This window comes from Paenibacillus sp. FSL R10-2796 (genome assembly GCF_037965315.1).
Taxonomy (GTDB): domain Bacteria; phylum Bacillota; class Bacilli; order Paenibacillales; family Paenibacillaceae; genus Paenibacillus_AQ; species Paenibacillus_AQ odorifer.
In genome coordinates, this window is record NZ_CP150178.1 from 2,432,206 (window position 1) to 2,456,633 (window position 24,428).

Here is a 24,428-nt window from a genome sequence, read left to right on the forward strand (position 1 = left end):
TAAAAATTCTCATGCCTAACGTATCCTATCCCCTTACTAATCCGTTTACAGGGTAGATTTCAAAACTCTAAAACAGATGGAGGTCGAATACGGATGGCGTACGTTCCTTATGTAGTCGAACAAACGAATCAAGGTGAAAGATCTTACGATATTTATTCGCGGCTGTTGAAGGACCGGATAGTGTTCGTAGGTGCGGAAATTGAGGATCAGCTGGCTAACAGTATTGTTGCCCAGTTATTGTTTTTATCAGCAGAAGATCCGGATAAAGATATACACATGTATATTAATTGTCCAGGTGGCTCTATCACCGCAGGCTTCAGTATTTATGACACGATGCAGCTTATTAAGCCGCCGGTGAATACCATTTGTACAGGAATGGCGGCTTCTTTTGGTTCTTTGTTGTTATTGGCTGGGGCCAAAGGGAAACGTTATGCCTTGCCGAATAGCGAGATTATGATTCATCAGCCGCATGGTGGGGCGCAGGGGCAAGCTAGTGACATTGCGATCAGTGCCAAACGTATTTTGAAGGCAAGGGAAGTGCTTGTGCAAATTACAGCGGACCGAACTGGGCAGACGGTAGAGAAGGTACTGCAAGATATGGATCGAGATTATTTCATGTCAGCCGATGAGGCGGTTGAATACGGAATTATCGATAAGGTCATCACAAATCTCTAAGACGAAGGAGTGAAGAAGGCTATGCTGGAGGTTTTGCAGGGAAAAGAGGTAACAATCTATTTTGTGGATGGCTCCAACGCTACAAAAGGAGTGCTGGAAACGGTAAGTGAAAAGTTCGTCAAATACCGGACGGATTTTGAAGAGTTTTATATTCCAATCAGCTCGATCTGTTCTATCTCTCTAGATACCAAAACGCGTGAACGAGCCAAAGTAGGATTCACACAATAACATCAACAACAACATCTGTATAAAAAAGGGTTAGGAGCTCCACAGCTCCTAACCCGTACTTTCCCGAATAGCCAAATAATGAGCCACATTTGCATGATGCGGCACAACGGTCTCCCCTTTAATCAGCTTGATTAAAGTTCGAGTGGCGGTCATCCCAATCTCCGTTCCAGAGTATTCAACCGAGGAAAGCTTAGGTCGAACGATAGAGGCAATGAAGCTGTTATCAAATCCGAACACGGCGACATCAGCTGGCACCCGTAGACCGTTATCGGTTAAATGATTCATGGCTCCAACTGCCATCCAATCTGTAGAGCAAAACACCGCAGTAGGTAACTCTCCGCTATCCATAATTCGGCGCATGGCGTCGCTCCCATCTTCGACGGCCATCGCACTTTCTACTACCCATTCTTTCCTTAAGGTTATGCCTGCATCCATAAGGGCTTGTAGATAGCCTTTATACCGATCCCCACCCACCGCATTATCTCCCGAGCCGCGAATCATAGCGATTTTGCGATGACCTTTTTGAATCAGATAAGTAACAGCTTCATAAGAGGCAGTTATATTGTCCAGATGAACGGAAGGAATCGTATCCACCTGCGATTGTTGCCCGACAAGCACGCAAGGTGTATTTGAGCTGCGGATGATCTCCAAATGTTCATGGTTTGGAATAGAACCCACAAATATATTTCCTTCTGTCCCCATCCGCTGGAACATCTTCAAATAATGTTGTTCACTTTCTGCACTGCCGTCCGTTAATCCGACCATAATGTCGTATCCATACAAATCCGCGAGATCGCGAATGCCAACATTGAAGTCATCCAGTACAGTGTTGCTATTCTGCGGAATGATCACACCGATCAGCTGTGTATTAGCTTTGTCCGTTTCAAGGCCGATGACATTCGAACGGTAGTTGGTTTGTTTAATAGCTTCCAGTACTCGTTTACGGACATCATCGTTAACTGGTTTGCTGTTATTGATTACCCTGGACACCGTAGAGATCGAAACGTTCGCCAATTGGGCTATATCTTTTATCTTTACCTTCAAGAAGATCACCATAACTTTCCATATGATTCACTTGGTGTTTCAACTCTCGCAAGCATATCACGGATAGCTTCAAGAATCCAAAAGATTGTTGTTGACCTAGGAAATAAAAGGTCCTATAATGATCGCTGAAGGAAAATTATTTCCTTGAAAAAAGCTTGTTTTGCACGATAAAGTTGAATTTTTGCTGAAAACAATAACTGAATTATTAATTCTAATGAATTTCGGGAAAATATTTTCCTGTGAAGGGTATATGAATACGAAGGAGCTGCATGCATTGAACAGAACATGGTGGAAAGAAGCCACAGCGTATCAAATTTACCCACGGAGCTTTATGGACAGCAATGGTGATGGTGTAGGCGATCTGCAGGGAGTCATTTCTAAACTTGATTATTTGCAGGAGCTTGGCATCAATGTCATTTGGATCTGTCCTATTTATAAATCCCCAAATGATGATAATGGTTATGATATTTCGGATTATCAGGATATTATGGCGGAGTTCGGCAGCATGGCCGACTTTGATCAGCTGCTGCACGAGGTTCATGCACGAGGCATGAAGCTGATTCTGGATCTAGTGATTAATCATACTTCGGACGAACATCCATGGTTTGTTGAAGCACGTTCAAGCAAGGATAATCCGAAGCGGGATTATTATATTTGGAGTGATCCCAAGTACGGGAAGGAGCCGAATAACTGGGAGAGTATTTTCAGCGGTTCGATTTGGGAGCTTGATCCCGCCACAGAGCAATATTTTATGCATGTATTTTCCAAAAGACAGCCAGACCTCAACTGGGAGAATCCTGAGGTGCGCCGTGAATTGTATAGCATGGTCAACTGGTGGCTGGACAAAGGAATCGACGGCTTCCGGGTGGATGCCATTTCACATATTAAAAAAATCACCGGACATCCCGATCTACCGAATCCACAGAATCTTCCGTATGTTCCGTCTGGCGATGGGCACATGAACCGTGAGGGGATTCACGATTTCTTGCAGGAGCTCAAGCAGGAGACGTTTGACCGATATGACATCATGACGGTTGGCGAAGCGAGTGGTGTAAATGTTGATCAGGCGGAGTCGTGGGTGGGTGAAGAGCAAGGCAAATTTAATATGATTTTTCAATTCGAGCATTTAGCTCTTTGGAATAAGAGTGTGACAGGTGGATTGGATGTTCTGCAGCTAAAATCAGCGCTCTCCCGTTGGCAAAAAGGTCTTGAGGGCAGAGGCTGGAACGCATTGTTCATCGAAAATCACGACCAGCCGCGTTCAGTTTCTACTTGGGGAAATGATGGCCAGTATTGGAAAGAGTCAGCTAAATCGTTGGCTACGATGTATTTCCTGATGCAGGGAACACCATTTATTTATCAAGGTCAAGAAATTGGGATGACCAATGTAAGATTTGAATCAATGGATGATTACGATGATGTGGCGATGAAGAACTTGTATCGTTTGGAGACTGAAGCCGGTAAACCACATGAGGAAGTCATGGAGGTAATCTGGAAGAACGGTCGGGACAACTCTAGAACACCAATGCAATGGAGCGACTCTGAAAACGCTGGTTTCAGCAGCGGCAAGCCATGGATGAAGGTGAATCCGAATTATACGGAAATCAATGTGGAGCGGGCGAAGCAGGACCCTTATTCCATCTATCATCATTACAAAAAGCTTATCGCTCTTCGGGCTGCTAATCCCGTTACTGTTTACGGGACATATGATCTCATTTTGCCTGAAGATGAACGTATTTATGCTTATACGCGGACGCTTGGAAATAAAAAACTGCTGGTCATGTCTAACCTGACAGCAGAGGAAGCGCTGTTTGACCTTCCATTTGATTTGGAATTTGATACTAGTGAATTGCTCTTGCATAACTATGAGGTTGATCCTGCGGAGCCGATTGAGACAGTCGCATTACGGCCTTACGAGTCCCGTGTGTATATGCTGGTTAACGCACCTGTAGAGCAAGAGGGTAGCAGTGAACTTGTACCTGCACAAGAGTTAAGTGAAGCTTCTTTTCCAGAAACCGTTTAATATATTCATTGTAATTCAAAGCGTCCGGTTATCCGGGCGCTTTTTTTGTTGCGGTAGTGTAGGGCTCTTGCACAAAATGAATGCGCTTACTTAGGCGAGTCGTATAAAAATATTATTTTTTCTATTATTTTTGTTCCCAAAATTAATAGAATACTATATTATGTTATGAATACAGATTCATATAAGTGTATATTCATTCAATTTGGGGTGAAAGTAGACAAAATTATAGGAGGTAAAAAATGTCCAAGAGAATACTATCTTTATTACTAGCTTTTACACTTATGATGTCGGGTCTGCTTCCAGCTGCATATGCAGGTGAAGTTGCAACCGAAATTAATCCGCAGGCGGTTGTTGCTCCGGTTTCTACGGAGAACACAGCTGATCCAGCGGTGCTTTCTTCAGAACAAACTACGGTAGCGACTGCTGTCTATGAACAAATAGCGGCGACAGTTTCCACAGAAGTATACAAAGCTTCTATGACGGAAGCTAGAACATTAGAATTGACTTTAGATCTTCCTGATGGGGCATCGCCTCAAGATATCATCTGGAATTTTGGCAGAACGGCGGAAGAGATGAAGCCGCTGGCAGAGTGGAAGAAATGGAATAAAGATGCGAAAGATTATTCAGGTAATCCTTTCGTAACAGTGACCTATGAGCCGATCTCAGGTTCAAAAGTAAAGGCTTTAATTCATTTTGATTTGCTGTACGGAGAGAATCTCTCATTAACGGGTATACGTGCAGAGTACGTCAAACGAGTGGGAATTTATAATCTAATCGGGACATTACCTGCTGGAGATGTGCTGGTAGAGCAGCAAGTCAAACTAAATCCATATGAAACCTATCATACATATGATGAGATTAAACCGGCGATCGATAGGATTACTGCTGACAGCAATAATAAATATGATCGATATGTAGAGTATCAGCAAATTGGGACCTCAACTCAAGGTCGTGCCATTCATTTCTCTATTGTTGCTAAGGATAAGTCCTCAGTAGATCAATATTTGAACGAGACCTTACCGCTTATGATGAATGATCCTGAAGCCCTGCAAAAGAAAATTAACGACGGGGATCTGCAGGATTATAAGGTACCTATCTGGTTGAACAACATTCATGCCGATGAAGCCAATGGTGTCGATGTAATCATTAAGTTTTTGGATACGCTGATGACACAGCAAATTGTCACCTATGATACCACTGATGATAATGGAAATCCGAAAAAGGTAGTTCTGAACATCGACGAAGCGCTTGACCATGTGATTTTCCTGCTTGATTATGTAGAGAATCCTGACGGTCGCGCGTTAAACACGCGTCAAACTTCAACGCTGCTTGATCCAAATCGGGACAACTCTTACCAGACCCAGCCTGAGACACAAGCGGTAACTGCACAAATTGCTAAGTGGACGCCGCTTACCTTTTTGGACATGCATGGATTTGTAAGTGGCTTCTTGATTGAGCCTTGCACACCACCTCATGATCCTAACATTGAATATGATCTTGTAATGCCAAGTATGCTTGAGCAAGCAAATGCCATGGGGAAGGCGGGAATTGCTAATACTAAATATGATTCCTACCATATCCCTTATGAAGAATACGAAAAAACACAACAGGATCCGAACTATAAAGGAACGAATGCAACAGGTTGGGATGATGCTTCACCAGCCTACACAGCTGTATATGCCATGCATCAAGGAGCACTTGGGCATACGATTGAAGTGCCTGAATTGAATGAAGATTCACTGGATGCCTTTTATTATGCGGCTTTGGGGGCAACCGATTATGTGATCAACAACAAGCAGGAACTGTTCCTGAATCAATTGGAAATCTTCAAACGGGGTATCCAAAATGAGAATACTAATGCTGCTGTTAAAGATTATCTAATCAATGCACAGAATGAGTCCATTGGACGTCCAGGGGTAGATGAGAATACGAATTTCTTCCCTGAGTATTACATTCTTCCGGTTGCAAAAGATTTGCAAAAAAATGATCTGGAAACCTACAAAATGGTTCAGTACCTACTGCGTAACAATGTGAAAATAGAACGGACAACAGCCAGTGTAACTGTAGATTCTGTAGTCTATCCGGCTGGAACCTATGTGGTGAATATGCATCAAGCCAAAAGAGGTTATGCGAATCTTGTCTTGTATGATGGACTAGATGTCTCGGATTTTAATGAGATGTATTCAGATACGGTACAGAATTTCTCGGCTATGCGTGGTTTTGACCGATATATTAGCCGTTCTGTTGGAGCATTCACTGGGAAAACAGAACAGGTTAGCAGTGTAACGATCCCTAGTGCGAATCTGGATCAATCTCCGTTCGAGCAAAATTATGTGATTAAAAACAGCAACAATGATGCGATAAAAGCTGTGAATGAGCTGCTAGCCAATCATAAGGCAGTGACACTGCTGGAGAATGGGGGGACGGGTTACGAGAAGGGAAGTTTCCTTGTATCCAGATCCAACCTTAGAACGGTATCGTCTAAATATCTGCTGGATATTGTGCCGTTTAGTGCTTCAGAGAACAGAACGGGTAAATTGCTTAAGGCTCCTAAGGTAGCTATTGCAGGAGCGACTGCATTTATGCTGAAGGATCTTGGATTTAACGTAACTACGGATACAGTGGCAGCAGATGTTCTAATCAATTCGGGAACGAATCTGATTGCTACAGGTAAACCATTTATCGGTTATGGAAGAACGATGCTGAAAACTGTTAAAGGGCTTAAGGTCCTCCCTGGGCTGGACTATTCAACTCCGGTCAATAAGGATGGCAAAGAAGATGCTCATGAGGGATTATTTAAGGCTGAGGTCTCTCAGGACAATGTAATTACAGCGCCTTATGCCGATAGCGAATACCTCTACACGGTTTCCGCGGCTTATATTACAAAAGTGCCTGAAGGCGCAGAGATCTTGGCGAAATACGGATCAGGCGCTGACTTTTTCAAAGCAGGCTGGTGGCCGAATAACGAGGCTGCACAAGACCAAGTATTGGCGCTTACTTACAATACAGACAACATTCATGTGACGTTATTTGCGAATGATCTGATGAATAAATATCATCCGCAAAATCAATTCAGATTGCTTGCCAATTCAATCTATGCTGCTGCTCCAGCGGCGACTGAAGAGGATGGTATGGATAACGGGGTGAATGAACAAGAGCCAACGACACCTTCGACACCGTGGCAGCCATCTGTAACATCAACACCTGCACCGACCGTGCAGCCGTCTGCAACACCAACGCCAGCTCCAACTCCAACTGTGCAGCCGTCTGCGACACCAGCCCCAATAGGTTCTAACTTCACGGATCTAGGTAAGGTGGCGTGGGCAGCATCGGCGATTAAAGAGCTGGCGGCAAAAGGGATTCTGCAAGGGGTGAGCGATAATACCTTTGCTCCGCTTAAAGAGGTGACGCGTGCCGAGTTTATTACCATGATCGTGCGAGCTTTTGATCTGCTTGATGTGAAATCATCCGCTGCCTTCAGTGACGTGAAAGCTTCTGACTGGTCTTACGGATACATTGCATCCGGGGTCAAGAACGGATTGATTAACGGTGTAGGCAATGGAAAGTTTGATCCTAACCGTGCGATTACACGTGAGGAAATGGCAATCATTGTATCCAATGCATTTAAGAAATTTAAAGGCAAGTCGGTAAGTGATACAAATGCCGCTCTGGCTAACTTTAAAGATCAGGCAACAATCGCTGCTTATGGTAAAGAAGCGGTGGCATTACTAACACAGGAAGGCATTGTGCAAGGTCTGACTGCGGATACCTTCGGTCCTAAAAAAATTGCCAACCGTGCTCAAGCAGCAGTGATTATCGATAGGATGTTGAAGCTTAATTAAGTTTTAGATTCTTATAAAAAAACAAAAATGCCCCTCAGCTATTTGGCTGAGGGGCATTTTTTTATAGTTACTTTGCATCATCCGTAGAGGGTAAATCCGGCAGTTGTTGAATGTAGCTGTTTGACATATTTAGAAGCCGCTGAACGGCGTCAAATTGTTCTTTTGTCGAACCGCCCTCTGTTTCTGAGCCATCGATTAGATTAAAGTTGTCTCCATCGTCGTAATCGACACCAGTTAAATACATGCTTGTGTCATTAATGAAAGAGCCGGTAGGCAAAAAGTGTCTGACAGGCAGCATGTTGGTCTGTTGGTTCATCAGGTCTTCTCCGAAGTGGAGCTGGTCTTTCATTGAAATCCCTAACAGGTTAGCTACAGTTGGCATAATGTCGATTTGGCCACCAGTTTGGCTGTACACGGCAGGTTCACCTACACCAGGGGCATGAACGATGAAAGGAACATTGAACATATCGGTATAACCATATTCGTGTCCGACCATTTCTTCCATTAACGATTTCTCGTTGCCATCAAGGGAATATAGCGATACACCCTGATGGTCACCGTAAAAGACAATGACGCTATCATCCCATAGACCACTGGACTTTAATTGATCCAGGAATTGTCCCATTGCATAATCTGCGTAATTTTGAGCTAGAATATAGTTGCCAACTAGGGTGCCTTCATACCGTTTAGGCAGTGTCATTTTATTTTTTAACTCTGGCATTTTATAAGGGTGATGAGCACTCATAGAAATGACCATCGCGTAAAAAGGATCATCTTTAGCATCCATTTTGACTAATTCTGGAACAGTCTTGGCATAGAGTACCTCATCTGAAGCACCGAATGCGATATGATCATCATCCCCATAGAACGCTTGATCATAATACTTATCAAAGTCTAGAACTTTGTATAGGGTTTTGCGGTTCCAGAATTCTACGCTATTGGTGTGAAAGGTTGCTGTGTTATATCCATTAGCTTTCATTAACTTAGGCAGGCTCGGAAGCGCCTTATCCATATAATTGGATGAAGTGGCTACTTCGTGGTGAGGAACGTACAACGAAGTATTCACTACAAATTCAGCATCCGAAGTTGTTCCTTGCCCGGCATTAGTATAGAAGTTATTGAAATAATGTTCGCTTTTCAAAAGCTTATTTAGATTGGGTGTTACTTCCTGCCCGTCAATGCTCAGGCCCAGCAAAAAGTTCTGAAAAGATTCCATTTGTACCACGATTAGATTCTTACCTTGAGCTGCCGCCCAGTACTTCGGTGAGACAGGTTCTGTAATCCCTTTGGTCTCGTTAATGGATGGTTGCGTGATTTCTTTGCTGTCGATTATTTCTTCTGTTTCCCTTGTATCGGCAAAAATAGTATAGACCTCGTAATTAAGAATCCCCATACTCTCCGCTTTTTTGTTCTCGTTCATACTGGCATGATTTGGCCAAACATTAAAGACACAGACCGCCAAAGAAACACTGATGATTCCAAACAAAGCAGTCCGGTTCATGCGGCGGTTCATACCTCTTTCTTTCCAGATCGCAATATATTTCGGACGGAACATAAAAAACATGAAAACTACAATATCCACAAAAATGAACAAGTAGTAAGGGTCCAGCAATGAGTATGTGCTTTCTCCCACCTTAGTTACTTTATCTGCTTGTTCTAAGGCATGATAAGTAGCAATTACACCGTAATATTTGTAATACATTAGCACGGCAAAATATATGACTGAAATCAATAGGTTGGCTATCATGTAATACAGAAACTTTCGTTTGGAAGCCATCCATTCTATGAGTCCAAATACGATAAAGAAAAATGGGATCTCTGTCAGCAGCATGCTCCAGTTAGGACCGTCGCTAAAAACTACGAACCAGGCCACTGCGCATTTTAGCAGCAGGACGAAGCTAAAGATTAGGAAGGGTTTATTTTTTATATCAAAATCTTTTTTCACTCGTTATCATCCTCTCTGATGCAATTACACCAAGGTCCTGCATATACCTGTATTTCATGGAAATCCGTTGCAATATGCCGAAGCTTATTATGCTCTCGAAGTTAACAAGTGTCAAAAGGTGGACGGGAGCCCTAGAGCGAAGCAACAGGCGATTTATGCCGCATAAGCAGGTAAAATCAACGCCAATCCCAAACTACAGGGTCCTATGCGTATAAAATGATTTTAATAATTTCCAGTATCCCGCAACTTTGTATAATATTCCTCAGTCTAAATATAGAGGAGTGATTAGAGAGGCGGGAATCAGATGACTAAGCGGCAGTTTGTAACGGTGGTAACGATTTGTTTTTTTGTACTCTTAAACTCTGGATGTAATCAAGGGGAGAACTCCATAGGTGTGGAACCTGCTGCCTCTATAGCTTCAACGTCTGTACCACAGGTAACGTCGACATCTGCTCAAGTAACTATGATTCCCGAAGACTTTTTGCAAACACTGGATTATAAAGTTCAGAGCCATCCGGAGGTATTTGCAGTTGAGGTACCGCAGAACTGGGAGGTTAAGCTGGGGGAGTATCCAGTGGGACTTTACTGGCAATTAGCGAATGAGTTCTCTAAAGATGCAGGATTGGATTTGACACTGCTGAAGGGGACCACGGTAGAGGTGCAGCGGTATTCCTTAGTCGATGGTTTACCTGGTTCTGGCGAACAAAAAGAATTTTCTTATCCCTCCAACCTCGTTTTGCTTGTGCAATCAGGGAATACCGTTGGTGCGTGGCTGGAATTTAATATTCAAAGTATCGGCCCGTCTATTAAGAAGCGTAGCTTGACTGACATTACAGGACTTACATTTGAGGAGTGGACGGAGAGAGAAGGTTTGTTTGCTGAGGAAGGTGAGAATGGTGACTTAGCCTCATTAGGCCATTTCGAACTTCTGGATGCTTTCTTTCAGGCTATTCAGGATGGTAATCATACCCGTGCCCGCGCATGTTTGAATCCTAATGCCTTACTCACTGCATTGACGGTTAACCGTCAAACGCATCAACTCTATAACCCGGATTTTGGTGGTGAAAATGCTCTCAGTGAAAGTATTGTTGAGGCTAAGCCTACCTCTTATAAAGTGATGGATTATGATACTGGCTCAGAAATTAAAGACATCGGTGACCGCACAACGTTAAATATTGTGGTCGATCTGTATATGAAATCACTAAATCCCGTCTTCAATACCCCAGATGGCCGGGAGACTCGCTTCGCAGTGTTGACCAAACACGCTAACGGCTGGAAGATTGGAGGTTTTGGAACGGGACCGTGAGTTGTTGCGTTATCTATTTTTAATAAAAGGAGTGATCTCAAGTGTTTAAACAAAGTTTGATGTCAAAAGTGCAGGTAAGTCGGATTTGTAGAGTTGTTGTCGGGACTGTTCTTTGCCTGACTATGGTCTCACCTTTAGTGGCAGCAGCAGATAATGTGAATTCACTTGAAGAAAAGAAATTATTGTCTGGCATCACCCAACTGGACGCTGGTGACAGAAGTGCGTATGCCGTCACTGCGGATGGAACAGCCTGGGCGTGGGGTGGTGGGTATGGCTCTATTGGTAATGGGGCGACCACACCAGCGTATACTCCCGTCAAAATGCATATCGATCATGTAAAGCAAATCTCAGGTGGTTATCGCCATAACTTGATGTTGAAGGACGATGGTACAGTGTGGGCGGTAGGGGGGAACGAGCATGGACAACTTGGCATTGGAACACAGTCTTCTAAGATTCTTGTAGAGCCTGTTCAAGTGCAAGGGCTAACAGATGTGAAAGCTGTTTCTGCGGGGGGCACCTTTAGCTTAGCTCTTCTTAAAGATGGAACGGTCTGGGCGTGGGGAGGCAATGAACAAGGAGAACTCGGTGACGATTCGCGGAAAAACAAGCTAACCCCGGTGCAGGTGAAGGGACTACCCACCGTCCTGTCTATAGCAGCGGGATCGAATAATTCAGTGGCTCTTGGTAACGGCGGAGAGGTATGGGTGTGGGGATCACAGCAACCGCTGGGAACTCAGAAGGGCGTAATCTTAAAGCCTACGCTTATTAAAGGAAGCGGAGAATATAGAGCGGTTGATATGGATGGAGCCTATGGACTTTATGGGGCGGCATTGAGATGGGATGGCACAGTATGGATTTGGAATAATTACATAGATCCATATCTGGGAGAAGCTCTAAAGCCTGTTCAGGTTCCAGGACTTACAGACGTCATTTCGCTGACAACAGATTCCGCAGTGAAGGCGAATGGGACCGTGTGGCAGTGGACGGTTGGCGATAAGAACAAGATTAATGTTACACAGTCTAAAGGCATCCAGAATGCAGTTTCCGTTTCTAAAGGGAGCAGAAATCATTATGTACTCTTAAAAGATGGTCATGTCCTTGCCTGGGGGGCAAATGAATTTGGACAGACGGTCTGGGGGTCAGAGAGATCGAGGTGAGTACGCCTCAGCTGGTGAAAAAATCTATTCAAGTGTTGTTGAATGGGAATGAAATGGAACTGACTATGCCGCCGTTACTAATCAATAATTCGACATATGTTCCTTTAAGAGGAGTCTTCGAGCAGATGGGAGTTAATGTTCGTTGGGATGTTCCATCGAGAGCTGTGGTTGCTGTGAAGGGATCTACAACGCTGATCTTGAATTCGGTAACTGGACAAACGACTGTTAATGGAAAGATTATCGCAACAGATCAAAAACCGGTCTTCATTAATGATAGCGTTTATGTACCCCTCAGATTGATAAGTGAAATGTTGGGGGCGCAGGTAGAATGGGATGCAGGTGCTTATGCCGTTCGAATAAATTCCAATAAATAAGTTGACTATATATTAGAAGCTTTAGGCTGAACTCTCCTTCAGGGGAGCTCAGCTTTTTTGCGTGGAAGGCAGAAGATTTAGGGGGATATGCAATGACCGTAAACAAAGCGTACGCGATTTTGAAGAATGTGTGCGGGAATCTTTTCGAGGATTCTTTATACGGATGATGATGAATATTGGAAAAATGGGACAACTTATAATTATCCCAATGATCGTTCAATTATGGGCGCGAAACGGATGGGCATAGCAACAACGATTAATATTGGGACAAAAACGGGTAAGAGTATATATTACGGCCTCTTTGTATTTGCTGCAGTGCTGTTGATTGGAATGTGTGGAAACCGAACTTCTTTAGGCGGAGTTGAAAGGGTGGTGAGATTTTTCATTGATTTTAAAATAAATCGTATGAAGTATAACCCTCTTGTGATAGAATAATCTAGTTGCCCTAGTTTCTGAAAATCCACTCTGTTCCAGCAAAACACTTGATCTATACACGTGGATAATCGAGGAAATATGAGCATTTAAGAGTATTAACAAGATTTCTTAGAGATTTTACACAAAACACATCATTTTTTGTCGGTTTTTATTGATTTATTCAAAAATATTATGTATAATCAGCCTTGTTGATTTTGCAAATGGAATTTTAGGAGGTTTTTATTTTGGGAAAAGCGTTAATTATTGGCGCTGGCGGCGTAGCAAGTGTTGTTGTTCATAAATGCTGCCAGAACCCGGATGTATTTGAAGAGATCTGCATTGCTAGCAGAACTGTCGCGAAATGTGACGCTCTGAAAGATAAATTAGCCGGAGGCCGCACGAAGATTTCTACTGCTCAGCTCGATGCAGATAACACGGACGAAGTCATTGAACTGATCAAGAGCTTTGAGCCGGATGTCGTTATTAATGTCGCTCTCCCATATCAGGACCTGACGATCATGGATGCGTGCCTGGCAACAGGAGTGCACTATGTGGATACTGCCAATTATGAACCACAAGATACAGCGAAATTCGAATATTCCTGGCAGTGGGCTTACAAAGAAAGATTTGAGAAAGCTGGCCTTACCGCTTTGCTCGGCAGTGGATTTGACCCAGGTGTAACTGGCGTATTCACGGCTTATGCGCAAAAGCACTATTTTGACGAGATCCATACCATTGATATTGTAGACGCCAACGCTGGCGATCATGGATATCCATTCGCTACAAACTTTAATCCTGAAATCAATATTCGTGAAATTACAGCTAATGGCCGTTATTTCGAGAATGGCGAGTGGATTGAAACTGCACCACTTTCTGAGAAGAAAGTTTACGATCTTCCGGAAATTGGACCTAAAGATATTTATCTTTTGTACCATGAAGAGCTGGAATCCTTGGCTGTTAACATCAAGGGCGTGAAAAAGATCCGTTTCTGGATGACTTTCTCACAGAACTACCTGACTCACTTGAAAGTGCTTGAGAATGTGGGTATGACTTCTATCGAGCCTATCATGTACGAAGGTAAAGAGATCGTTCCTTTGCAATTCTTGAAGGCAATGCTGCCTGACCCAGCTTCCCTGGGACCAAGAACAAAAGGTAAAACTAACATTGGATGTATCATCCAAGGTACTAAAGACGGTAAGCCAAAAACTTATTATGTATACAACGTTTGCGATCATGAAGAATGTTATGCAGAGGTTGGCTCCCAAGCCATTTCCTATACTACAGGCGTTCCTGCAATGATCGGAGCAATGTTAATTATAAAAGGAATCTGGAAGAAACCAGGCGTGCACAACGTAGAAGAGTTCGATCCAGATCCATTCATGGAAGCTTTGAATAAACATGGTCTGCCTTGGCAAGAAGATTTCTCGCCAACGCTGCTAGACTAAGGCGCGATTGATGGATATTGATATCAGCGTTGTCCCGTCACCATGTTACCTTGTTGATGAAAGATTGCTTACCCGCAATCTTGAGATTATGAATTCTGTACAAGAACGTACAGGAGCTAAGATTTTGCTCGCGCAAAAAGGCTTCTCTATGCACTCCTTGTATCCGCTAGTTGGCAAGTACTTGCATGGCGTAACTTCCAGCTCCTTATTCGAAGCCAGACTTGGCTATGAAAAAATGGGCAAAGAGGTTCATGTCTACGCACCAGCTTATGTGGACAGTGAATTCGATGAGCTTCTTGAATACTCCGATCACATTGTGTTCAATTCTTTTGACCAGTGGAATCGATTCAAGGATCGTGTGAAAAATGCACCGAAGCACATCAGCTGCGGCATTCGAGTGAATCCGGAGTATTCCGAGATCGAAGTTCCGCTGTATGATCCATGCTACAATTATTCCAGAATGGGAGTAACTCTCCCTAACTTTAGACCTGAAGAGCTTGAGGGGATTGATGGATTACACTTCCATACCATGTGCGAACAAAATTCTGACACACTGGAGCGTACGCTCAAGGTAGTCGAAGAGAAGTTCGGACCTTATCTCAAAGGGATGAAATGGCTTAATTTTGGTGGCGGTCATCATATTACACGTCCCGATTATGATCTGGAGACCCTTGTCCGCTGCATTTTGCATATGAAAGAGACTTACGGTGTGGAAATCTATCTGGAGCCAGGTGAGGCCGTTGCGCTTAATACTGGATATTTGGTAGCTACCGTTCTGGATGTTATGCATAACGGTATGGACATTGCGATTCTTGATACTTCGGCTGAATGCCACATGCCAGATGTACTGGCTATGCCATACCGTCCGAACATTATCGATGCTGGACAACCTGGGGAATATCCTTATACGTACAGATTAGGTGGAATGACTTGCCTAGCCGGAGATGTGATTGGAGATTATTCCTTCAAGGAGCCTTTGAAATACGGCGATAGACTCGTATTCCTAGATATGGCGCATTATTCTATGGTGAAGAACCATATGTTTAACGGCGTGAATCTGCCAGCTATCGTCAGCTACAATGACGAAGAGGGAATTAAAGTAATCAAACAGTTCGCTTTCGAAGATTTCAGCGGACGTTTATCTTAATAGAATGATCTAAAAAGGTGTCCCTTCAGGGACACCTTTTTTGCTATGGTTCCAGTCCTTTGAATGCGCGATTACATCTAGAAAAAGAGAAGTGATGCTAAGGACCGTATAGCAGCTATTGGTATTTATTAGCTTATTTAGCTAAGGTTATGGACAGTATAGCTCTTATTGGCCGAATAGTGACTATTTTTAGGGCGCATTTGGTAGAATAGCTGCAACTGAGTCCGATTGTATGCTGATACAGCCGATTTTTCGGAAATAGAGTCTCCTCGGTCCGCTTCATGCTCGTGGGGATGGGGAGAAGATAGATATCGAACCGTTTTTTCATAGGGATGCTTCTCTTGTTATTGGGTTTATCTTACAGTTGGATACTTGTATTACTGGAAAAGTTTCTTCATAATTAGCCGCTCACAAGTAAGGTCTCATGTGATACAATAATTTAGTCTGTTTTTAAAAATAGTTATTGAAGGGTCCGTATCTGAGGAGGAAGTCAGCATCAATGAAACATGCACCGTTTATTGCAGTGGAAGGCCCGATCGGGGCTGGAAAAACAACATTAGCTTCGATGCTTGCAGAGGAATTAAACTTACCGATTATTAAGGAGATTGTTGATGAAAATCCGTTTCTAGCTAAATTTTATCAGAACATGGATGACTGGAGCTTTCAACTGGAGATGTTTTTTCTCTGTAATCGGTACAAGCAGCTTGAAGATACAGTAACTCAATACATAGATAAAGGTAAACCGGTGATCTCGGATTATCATATTTATAAGAACCTTATCTTTGGGGAACGAACGCTGAAGGGAACGAAACGAGAAAAGTATCGACAAATCTATCATGTGCTGACGGATGACCTGCCGAAGCCAAATATTATTCTCTATATAAAAGCGGATCTCGATACCTTGTTAAAAAGAATTGCCAAACGCGGACGCCCTTTTGAGGGGGGGATGGATACTGCGTATTTGCAGCAATTGATAGAAGATTATGATGATGCGATGGCCTCTCTAGCGATTCAAGAGCCGTCTACCGTTATTATTACCATAGATGGAAATGCAGTCGATTTCGTGGAGAACCCAGAACACTTCGTCGAAATTGCCTCTCACCTAAAGGAGCTAATGAAATGAATCCATATAACATCCCAGATAACGCCATAATTACAGTGGCAGGAACCGTGGGGGTGGGGAAATCCACTTTAACAGGTGCTTTGGCTAAAAGGTTGAATTTTCAAACCTCGCTGGAGCAAGTTGATCATAATCCTTATCTTGAAAAATTCTATCATGATTTTGAGAGATGGAGTTTTCATCTACAGATCTATTTCCTAGCCGAACGTTTTAAAGAACAGAAGAAAATGTTCGAAATGGGCGGTGGTTTTGTTCAAGATCGCTCGATTTATGAGGACACTGGTATTTTTGCTAAAATGCATGCGGATCAAGGCACGATGTCTAAGACAGACTATGAAACCTATACAAGCTTGTATGAAGCTATGGTTATGACACCCTATTTCCCGCACCCTGATGTACTGATTTATATTGAAGGCAGTCTTCCTTCTATTTTAGCGCGAATTAATGAACGTGGCCGTGAAATGGAAATTCAAACGGACGTGTCCTACTGGGAACATATGCATGGCAGATATTCGAAATGGATCAATGAGTTTACAGCTTGCCCAGTGCTCCGACTGAACATTGATGATTATGACGTGAATGATTCGGCATCAATGGCGGATATTCTTACGAAGGTAGGCAACACCATTCGTAAGCCTGTTGATACAATATAATAGTTGATGATTAGCAGCTCCCGTGGTTTGGGGGTTGTTTTTTTATGTGCTCAAAAAAAGACCCAAATCTATGATTTGGGCCTAATAGGGAAGTGTCAGTTGTCCTAATCATAAAATACGAAAAGTAAATTAAAATGGTGTGGACATTGTAATGTGCTTAAGGGCCACCTCCTATTTTATTAGCCCTTTTTTATAAAAATAGGTTCCAGTCTAATAGAAACTAGTTATTGGTCCATGTCTAAAATTAATAAGATGCGTACACTGAACTATCTTTATAGGGAGGTGTACGCATTGAGTTGTCCAGACGATAAAAAGTGTCATAAGAAAAAAGTCGCCACTGTATTTCCTTCGAAAAGAAAAAGAAAAGAACATCGCCGAAAGGTTATTAAGAAGATTGTAAAAGTAACCTGTCCTCCACCAGAAGTGAATGTTACTACTCCGACAGTTGTTGGTGCTACAGGACCGCAAGGGCCGCAAGGAGCACAAGGACTCCAAGGAATACAAGGGGCCCAAGGCATTCCCGGAGCTCAAGGAGCACGAGGATTCCAAGGAGCTGAAGGACCTCAAGGACCTGCCGGCGGACCTCCGGGACCCCAAGGACCTCAAGGTGAACCCGGGCCAGCGGGAGCGATTGGTCCACAGGGTGTAGCGGGACCCGTTGGTCCTCAGGGTGCGCAAGGCGTTCCGGGTGCCCAAGGAGTTGTAGGTCCTCAGGGACCGCAAGGTTTACCGGGTCCTGCAGGAGCTATAGGACCACAAGGTTTTGTAGGAGCAACCGGAGCGCCGGGAGCGCCGGGAGCGCCGGGAGCACCGGGAGCACCAGGAGCACCGGGAGCAACCGGAGCAACAGGAGCACCGGGAGCGGCCGGAGCACCGGGAGCAGCCGGAGCACCGGGAGCAGCAGGAGCACCGGGAGCAGCAGGAGCAACGGGAGCAACCGGGGCGCCGGGAGCAGCAGGAGCACCGGGGGCAGCAGGAGCCGCGGGAGCAACCGGAGCACCGGGAGCAGCAGGAGCAACGGGCGCAACCGGGGCACCGGGAGCAGCAGGAGCACCGGGAGCAGCAGGAGCCGCGGGAGCAACCGGAGCACCGGGAGCAGCAGGAGCAACGGGCGCAACCGGGGCAACAGGAGGCGTATTAGGTTTTGCTGATTTTTTTGCCCTAATGCCTCCTGATAATGCAGCAACTGTAGCACCGGGCACAGACGTAAGTTTTCCTCAAAACGGACCTACTAGCGGGACGACAATTGCACGAACAGGTCCTAGTTCGTTTAATTTAGCGGCAATAGGGACTTATCAGGTTTTGTTTCAGGTTAGTGTAACCGAAGCGGGACAACTCATCTTGACTCTTAATGGTGCGGATCTTGCCTATACTGTTGTTGGACGTGCAACAGGTACATCGCAAATCGTAGAAATGGCTATAGTGCAAACAACGGTCATTAACACCATCCTGACCGTTCGCAATCCTGCTGGTAACTCTACTGCACTTACTATTACTCCTCTCGCTGGAGGAACAAGATCTGTTTCAGCACATCTCGTTATTACACAATTAGCGTAACAAGGTGTATTTCGTATAGATAAGTTGGTCACCTTAATATTGGTGATTTTACTTATGATTATTGTAAAGAGGAGGACGAATGAAGGTCTTCCTCTTTACTCAGAGTATTTACTGGCTTTCAAAAAAGCAGCAATCGAACAAGTTCATTTTTTAATCAAGGTGATGCTAACATTCTATTGTTTTTCTATCGCCTAACGACTTGAAATTAATCATCTATTTATGTGAATTCTTTTGATTCTATCTTAAGATGCTATATCGGTTTCCTCATGATACAATAAAAGATAAGTTTATAAGGATGAGGTGACTTTAGTTGAAGTATGATTTCGATCGCGTAATTGACCGCCGTAATACTAGCTCTTACAAATGGGACCAATCCGAGAAGTTATTCGGTGAGAAGGATATTATGCCGCTTTGGGTGGCAGACATGGATTTTGAAAGTCCTCCCGCAGTGAAGGAAGCCATTCTGCGCCGCGCAGAACAAGGAGTTTACGGTTATAGTGTACCTAGTGATACTTATAAAGAAGCCATCACGTCATGGTTTAAAAGACGGCATGATTGGCAGATCAAACCGGAGTGGATTTCAGATTCTCCCGGAATTGTAACTTCCTTAAGTCTCTCTGTTGAACTGTTTACTGAGCCTGGGGACGAGGTTATTTTACAATCGCCAGTTTATTATCCCTTCTATGATGTCATTCAGATGAATGACCGGAAGGTTGCCAAAAATCCGCTTATCGTCCGTAATGGGCGCTTTGAGATGGATTATGAGCAGTTAGAAGGGCTGATGTTGGGGGGCGCGAAGCTGCTGCTGTTATGCAGTCCGCATAATCCAGGCGGTAGAGTATGGGAAAGAGAAGAGCTGTTGAAGCTCGGTGAACTGTGCTTGCGTCACGGAGTGACAGTAATCTCTGATGAGATCCATTGTGATTTGGCGCTTCCAGGGTATGAGCATATTCCTTTTGCATCCTTGTCTGAGGAAATTGCCAATATTACGTTAACTACACTTGCCGCGACCAAAACCTTCAATCTTCCGGGACTTCAATCCTCTTTTATCGTGTCCTCGAATCCGGAATTGAAACGTAAATTCGATCAAAAAATGAAAGCCTTGAGCTTACATATGGCTAGTTTCTTTGCGCAAGGAGCGGTACAAGCCGCTTACAATGACGGAGAAGAATGGCTGGATGAGCTGTTACAATATGTATCAGATAATGTGGATTATACGGTCAGCTATTTGGCGGAGCATTTACCACAGGTTCATGTGATGCAGCCGCAAGGAACCTACCTGCTCTGGGTGGATTGCCGCGAACTGAACTTGGAAATAGACGGTCTGAAGCAGCTGATGTACAAAGAAGCTAAAGTTGCGTTTAATGAAGGTTCTGTTTTCGGAACAGAAGGCAAAGGCCATCTGCGGATTAATCTGGCTTGTCCGAGATCCACGTTAGTTGAGGCATTGGAACGCTTTTGTAAGGCAGCCGCAGCTTATACAACGAAATAAACGGTGATTACTGAAGCTTGATGATTCCGCTAATGGGATCGTTAAGCTTCTTTATTTTGCAATAGGGTAAAAAGAATAATAAAATGGAGTCCATTACGACATGCAGGAGGACTGCAAATGAAATGGGTAGCTCAGCTTCCGTATTATAAGATACAACGGGAAATTAGGGATGGAGAACAACGAAGTGTTGCTTCCAATCGGCTAATGTATCTGTATCAAGATAGAATTGTAACTCGTCATCGGGAATTCCCGCTAAAAGATATTTTCGATATGTCTTATCGCTCAATGGGGGATATGGGTGGTATGTTCTATCTCCACACGAGTAAGGGCGTGTATGCTTATTTGATAGAGTGTGATCCTGAGCGGTTTATTGATGCTTTTAAAGAACAGGAATTGAATAAAAATTGAGCGATCCTCGTTGGCCGTGATATGATAGTTTTTATGAAAAAACATAATGGGAGAGAACATAAATGAGCAAAACACGAATTATTATTGATGCAGATACAGGTATTGACGATGCACTGGCGATTCTATATGCCTTACGTGCTCCAAACGTAATTGTAGAAGGAATTACAACCGTTTTTGGAAATATTGAGGTCGAAAAGGCGGCGGACAATTCACTGCGGCTAATTGAGCTTGCTAAGCCCGGTTATGAGATTCCTGTAGCGATCGGAGCATCCAAGGCACTTGTTCGTGAACACTCAGGCTACGCCACTCATGTGCATGGTGAGAACGGTATTGGCAATGTGGAAATTGCTCCATCCAGCCAGCGTCCCATTAGCGAAACTGCATCTGAGTTTATTGTTCGGATGGCTAATGAGAATCCCGGAGAGATTGTATTAGTCACACTGGCACATTTAACCAACCTTTCAATGGCGCTTGATATAGACCCTGGTATTAAGAATACTTTGAAAAAAGTAGTGGTGATGGGCGGTACGATCTTCAATCCCGGCAATAGAACACCGGTTGCGGAAGCGAATATTGCTGGGGATCCGGAAGCTGCTGATCATGTATTTACATCTGGGCTTCCTGTTATGATGGTGGGTCTAGACGTTACGCTTAAGACGCGGATTACACAAGAGCATATCGATTTATTAAACCGTTTTGGACGTGAAGAAAATAAAGCGATCATTTCGTTTATGGAACAATCGCTTACTCATTATTTTAATTTCTATCGTGAAGCGAACTTTTTGATCAACAGCGCACCGCTGCATGATCCACTCGCACTTATGGTTGCGCTGCAACCAGATCTAGTAACCTACAAAGAGATGAATGTTCGTGTGGAGCATAAAGGTGAGTTTACATCGGGAATGGTCGTAGCGGACTTGCGGGCTCAGCCAAAAGTGGGTAAACCCATACAAGTTGCAGTGGATGTAGATGTTGAACGAGCAGTGGGAACCTTTTTGAGCGTGTTTATGTAATTTTGCCGACCTCTTCTAATATGACAAATAATTTCGAAGCTCAAAGATGACAATCTATTAATTTTACAATTGGATAATCTTTGGTAAAATGGTAGAGGACATATAAGAGTTTACAAGATTAGACTGCATATCATAGAAGAGGGAGACTTAACATTCATGAATAAGCGAATCGGTAAATTAGTATTATGTATGGCTATTTCGCTAGGAGGCACCACGGCGTTATTCCAAAATACCACACAGGCAGCCACAGCTGGTGGAGTTAGTATTGTGCTGGATGGTTATCCACTACCCTTTCCAGTAGAACCTGTTGTGATGAGCGGAACAACGATGGTGCCATTCCGAGCTATATCTGAAGCTTTGGGAATTAATGTCGAGTGGAATCAAGCGCAGAAGAAAATTACGGCTACCAAAACAGATACTGCAGGGATCAAAGTCGTAACCCTGACCCTTGGCAGCAAAAATGCAGGTGTTAACGGCGCGGTTGTGAAGTTAGGAGTTGCTCCGCAAACGATCCGGGATACAACGATGATTCCCCTTAGCTTCTTTGGCCAGCAGTTTGGTGCGGGTGTAGCTTGGAATCAATCCACGAAGACCGTATCTATTACTTCGCCGAAGACTGAGCTGTACACTCTTGGTTTCTATGCGCTGAGTTCTTATAGTGAGATTTCCTTACTTCCTAATTTTGATGCTGTGGCCTTCGGTTGGAGTGGGATTGATAAAAGCGGGCAATTCACCACAACGGGGACTGATTTCAAATGGCCTCAGGCGGCTGGTGACGTAACACCAGAATCAATTGTCACGAATGCAGCGGCAGGTGGAACAGCTCCTTATCTGATGGTCTTCTCTGGAGATACCGCATCAGAATTAACTAAGAACCTGGAAGATAAGCAGCTTCAAGAACAGACGATTACTGGAATCGTAGATCTTGCAACGCAAAAAGGATTCCAAGGCATCACCCTGGATCTGGAGGGCCTAGGTCTAACAGGTGATAAGGCGAAGGTGCAAGCGGATTACAATGCTTTTGTGAAAAACCTATCACAAAAAGCACATGCAGCAGGACTTAAACTTACCGTTATTCTTCATCCATTAAATAGTTCTTATAAAGGTTATGATTACAAAACTTTAGGAACACTTGCAGATGATTTGGTCATTATGGCGTACGATTATTTACAAGAGAAAAAAGTTCCAGAGCCGATGAGTTTAGTTGATGAAGGCATCCGGCTTGCGCTTCAGCAAGTGAGTAAGGATAAGCTGATCCTCGGGATCTCTGTGTATAGCGAAAACGAATCTTCAGTGAATTCGAAGGTAGGACTTGCTAAACGTTATGGCCTTAAAGGAATTGCAATCTGGCGTTTAGGTCTGATCGGACAGCCTGTCTGGAACGAGATGGGGAAGTCAGTAGAGTAAGCAGCAACGATCAAAAAGAGTGGTACCGCGAAGGTTAAACCTATCGCCTCTTTGGAGGCGATAGGTTTTTTCTGTTCTCTATAGAATAAATACTATTGAAGGTGGGTGTTTTATCTACCTAAGGTTTTTTTATGGGCAGAATGCAACTGTTTAGAGAGAATATCAGATGAGAGTGTTGAACAATTGGACTGCTATGCCGCTGCTTGCGAGTATCTTTTAATACCAAAGTATGAAGAACGTTATTTAGATACGGAGGTTACACTCAACGATATAACTATGCACATGCAAAATCTCAAGAAAAAATGGATAAATGGATGGCGTGGATAATTAGCCTCCGTAACTGGCAGCCGATTGCTGTCTTCATAAGCGTTTAACGCCAATCTTTCGAGTGTTGGAGGTGAACACAACTGAGGGCATAAAGAGACCAAAAATACGAAACCAGTCCGAAGTTCGGAGCAGGTGTTGTGTTTTATCGTTCATTAAGCAGTAGCACAGAAAAATTGTAAGTTCTTCATTGGCCTCTGCATCTGCAGAGGGCTTTTCTATTGATCGGATCAATTCCATTAATCGCAATACTCAAGTCATTTAACTAACGAATCATATTCATGAGGAACAAACATATCACCAAATTTCTTTCTCATCATTATTTGAGTTTGTAATGCTTGTTCATAATTAGAACCCGTAGCAATGAAAGCCAAATTCTTCTCTTTAACATCTATCCAGTTAGTAGATGGCCAAATATTGATGTTTTCAAATTTATCATCAAACCACATTAGAGCGTATTGATTTATTTCGTATGGTGCGGAGGAGTCTAGATAAAATAGAGTACTCATATTTATGCCTTTATTTCTTTTAGTGATATATACAGTGACCTCTTGATCTTTTGTGAAGTCATAGGCATCTATTGAGACATTTCCAACAAATTTCTTTTGACCAAATATTGGTTTATATAGTGTCCCATTAACCTTAATTATGGTACTTTTAGCTGAAGCAGAGTTGTTAAGGGTGAACACGACGGCAGTACGTTCTACGTTAACCTTTTTCGGGAAATTGTAGTTATATAAAAACAAAGCAACACCTATTAGCACTAAAAATAGTACAACTGAAATTAAGGTTATAGGTTTCTTTAATCTCATAATTCCCCTCCAAATTAAAATAGTTGAGATTTACGTCAAAAA

Annotated in this window: 19 protein-coding genes; 16 read left to right on the forward strand and 3 right to left on the reverse strand. The window is 43.4% G+C overall.

What is annotated here, in order from left to right; genetic code table 11:
- Positions 1 to 93 precede the first annotated feature (93 nt).
- Both clpP and NST58_RS10780 read left to right on the forward strand, forming a co-directional pair.
- Positions 94 to 675, forward strand: coding sequence for an ATP-dependent Clp endopeptidase proteolytic subunit ClpP (clpP, locus tag NST58_RS10775; protein ID WP_036679301.1), 582 nt, complete (start codon positions 94 to 96; stop codon positions 673 to 675).
- 21 nt (positions 676 to 696) lie between these two features.
- Positions 697 to 903, forward strand: coding sequence for a hypothetical protein (locus NST58_RS10780; protein ID WP_076125006.1), 207 nt, complete (start codon positions 697 to 699; stop codon positions 901 to 903).
- Positions 904 to 951: 48 nt separating this feature from the next.
- Here the strand turns inward: NST58_RS10780 and NST58_RS10785 are convergent, their stop codons facing one another.
- Entirely contained in the window at positions 952 to 1,947 is a 996-nt protein-coding gene (locus NST58_RS10785) for a LacI family DNA-binding transcriptional regulator (protein WP_256717185.1), read from the reverse strand.
- A gap of 274 nt (positions 1,948 to 2,221) precedes the next feature.
- On the opposite strand from NST58_RS10785, the gene NST58_RS10790 reads away from it, so the two are divergent.
- Together NST58_RS10790 and NST58_RS10795 are read left to right on the forward strand one after the other, a co-directional pair.
- Positions 2,222 to 3,970 (forward strand): alpha-glucosidase, encoded by a 1,749-nt coding sequence (locus NST58_RS10790; protein ID WP_081387808.1) that lies wholly within the window; start codon positions 2,222 to 2,224, stop codon positions 3,968 to 3,970.
- A 239-nt stretch (positions 3,971 to 4,209) separates the two neighbouring features.
- Positions 4,210 to 7,812 (forward strand): S-layer homology domain-containing protein, encoded by a 3,603-nt coding sequence (locus NST58_RS10795; RefSeq protein ID WP_076191261.1) that lies wholly within the window; start codon positions 4,210 to 4,212, stop codon positions 7,810 to 7,812.
- Positions 7,813 to 7,879: 67 nt separating this feature from the next.
- On the opposite strand, the gene NST58_RS10800 is transcribed toward NST58_RS10795, so the two are convergent.
- Complete coding sequence (locus NST58_RS10800) at positions 7,880 to 9,757, reverse strand: LTA synthase family protein (RefSeq protein WP_076191263.1); 1,878 nt, start codon at positions 9,755 to 9,757, stop codon at positions 7,880 to 7,882.
- Positions 9,758 to 10,061: 304 nt separating this feature from the next.
- On the opposite strand from NST58_RS10800, the gene NST58_RS10805 reads away from it, so the two are divergent.
- The 12 genes from NST58_RS10805 to NST58_RS10860 all read left to right on the forward strand — a co-directional run bounded on the left by NST58_RS10805 (position 10,062) and on the right by NST58_RS10860 (position 23,250).
- Positions 10,062 to 11,063, forward strand: a complete 1,002-nt coding sequence (locus NST58_RS10805) for a DUF4830 domain-containing protein (RefSeq protein WP_076191265.1) — start codon at positions 10,062 to 10,064, stop codon at positions 11,061 to 11,063.
- 41 nt (positions 11,064 to 11,104) lie between these two features.
- Entirely contained in the window at positions 11,105 to 12,220 is a 1,116-nt protein-coding gene (locus NST58_RS10810; RefSeq protein ID WP_339247703.1) for a hypothetical protein, read from the forward strand.
- Entirely contained in the window at positions 12,217 to 12,594 is a 378-nt protein-coding gene (locus NST58_RS10815) for a copper amine oxidase N-terminal domain-containing protein (protein WP_339247705.1), read from the forward strand. Before NST58_RS10810 ends, NST58_RS10815 begins: the two co-directional genes overlap by 4 nt.
- A gap of 659 nt (positions 12,595 to 13,253) precedes the next feature.
- Positions 13,254 to 14,453 carry a saccharopine dehydrogenase family protein gene (locus NST58_RS10820; RefSeq protein ID WP_076191269.1) on the forward strand — a complete coding sequence of 400 codons (1,200 nt, stop codon included), beginning with the start codon at positions 13,254 to 13,256 and terminating at the stop codon, positions 14,451 to 14,453.
- Between the two features lie 10 nt (positions 14,454 to 14,463).
- Positions 14,464 to 15,600, forward strand: coding sequence for a carboxynorspermidine decarboxylase (nspC, locus tag NST58_RS10825; RefSeq protein WP_076125019.1), 1,137 nt, complete (start codon positions 14,464 to 14,466; stop codon positions 15,598 to 15,600).
- Positions 15,601 to 16,099: 499 nt separating this feature from the next.
- Entirely contained in the window at positions 16,100 to 16,723 is a 624-nt protein-coding gene (locus NST58_RS10830; protein WP_076191271.1) for a deoxynucleoside kinase, read from the forward strand.
- On the forward strand, positions 16,720 to 17,373 hold the full coding sequence (locus NST58_RS10835) for a deoxynucleoside kinase (RefSeq protein WP_076125023.1): 654 nt from the start codon (positions 16,720 to 16,722) through the stop codon (positions 17,371 to 17,373). Before NST58_RS10830 ends, NST58_RS10835 begins: the two co-directional genes overlap by 4 nt.
- A 282-nt stretch (positions 17,374 to 17,655) precedes the next feature.
- A complete protein-coding gene (locus NST58_RS10840) occupies positions 17,656 to 18,930 on the forward strand; it encodes a collagen-like protein (protein ID WP_339248762.1) in 1,275 nt (424 codons plus the stop codon).
- Between the two features lie 310 nt (positions 18,931 to 19,240).
- Positions 19,241 to 20,422 (forward strand): MalY/PatB family protein, encoded by a 1,182-nt coding sequence (locus NST58_RS10845; protein WP_076125027.1) that lies wholly within the window; start codon positions 19,241 to 19,243, stop codon positions 20,420 to 20,422.
- A gap of 117 nt (positions 20,423 to 20,539) precedes the next feature.
- Complete coding sequence (locus tag NST58_RS10850) at positions 20,540 to 20,830, forward strand: hypothetical protein (RefSeq protein WP_076276378.1); 291 nt, start codon at positions 20,540 to 20,542, stop codon at positions 20,828 to 20,830.
- 62 nt (positions 20,831 to 20,892) lie between these two features.
- Positions 20,893 to 21,843, forward strand: coding sequence for a nucleoside hydrolase (locus tag NST58_RS10855; RefSeq protein WP_076276377.1), 951 nt, complete (start codon positions 20,893 to 20,895; stop codon positions 21,841 to 21,843).
- Positions 21,844 to 22,032: 189 nt separating this feature from the next.
- Complete coding sequence (locus NST58_RS10860; protein WP_256718966.1) at positions 22,033 to 23,250, forward strand: stalk domain-containing protein; 1,218 nt, start codon at positions 22,033 to 22,035, stop codon at positions 23,248 to 23,250.
- A 581-nt stretch (positions 23,251 to 23,831) separates the two neighbouring features.
- On the opposite strand, the gene NST58_RS10865 is transcribed toward NST58_RS10860, so the two are convergent.
- Positions 23,832 to 24,386, reverse strand: coding sequence for a hypothetical protein (locus NST58_RS10865; RefSeq protein ID WP_076276375.1), 555 nt, complete (start codon positions 24,384 to 24,386; stop codon positions 23,832 to 23,834).
- Positions 24,387 to 24,428: the final 42 nt, after the last annotated feature.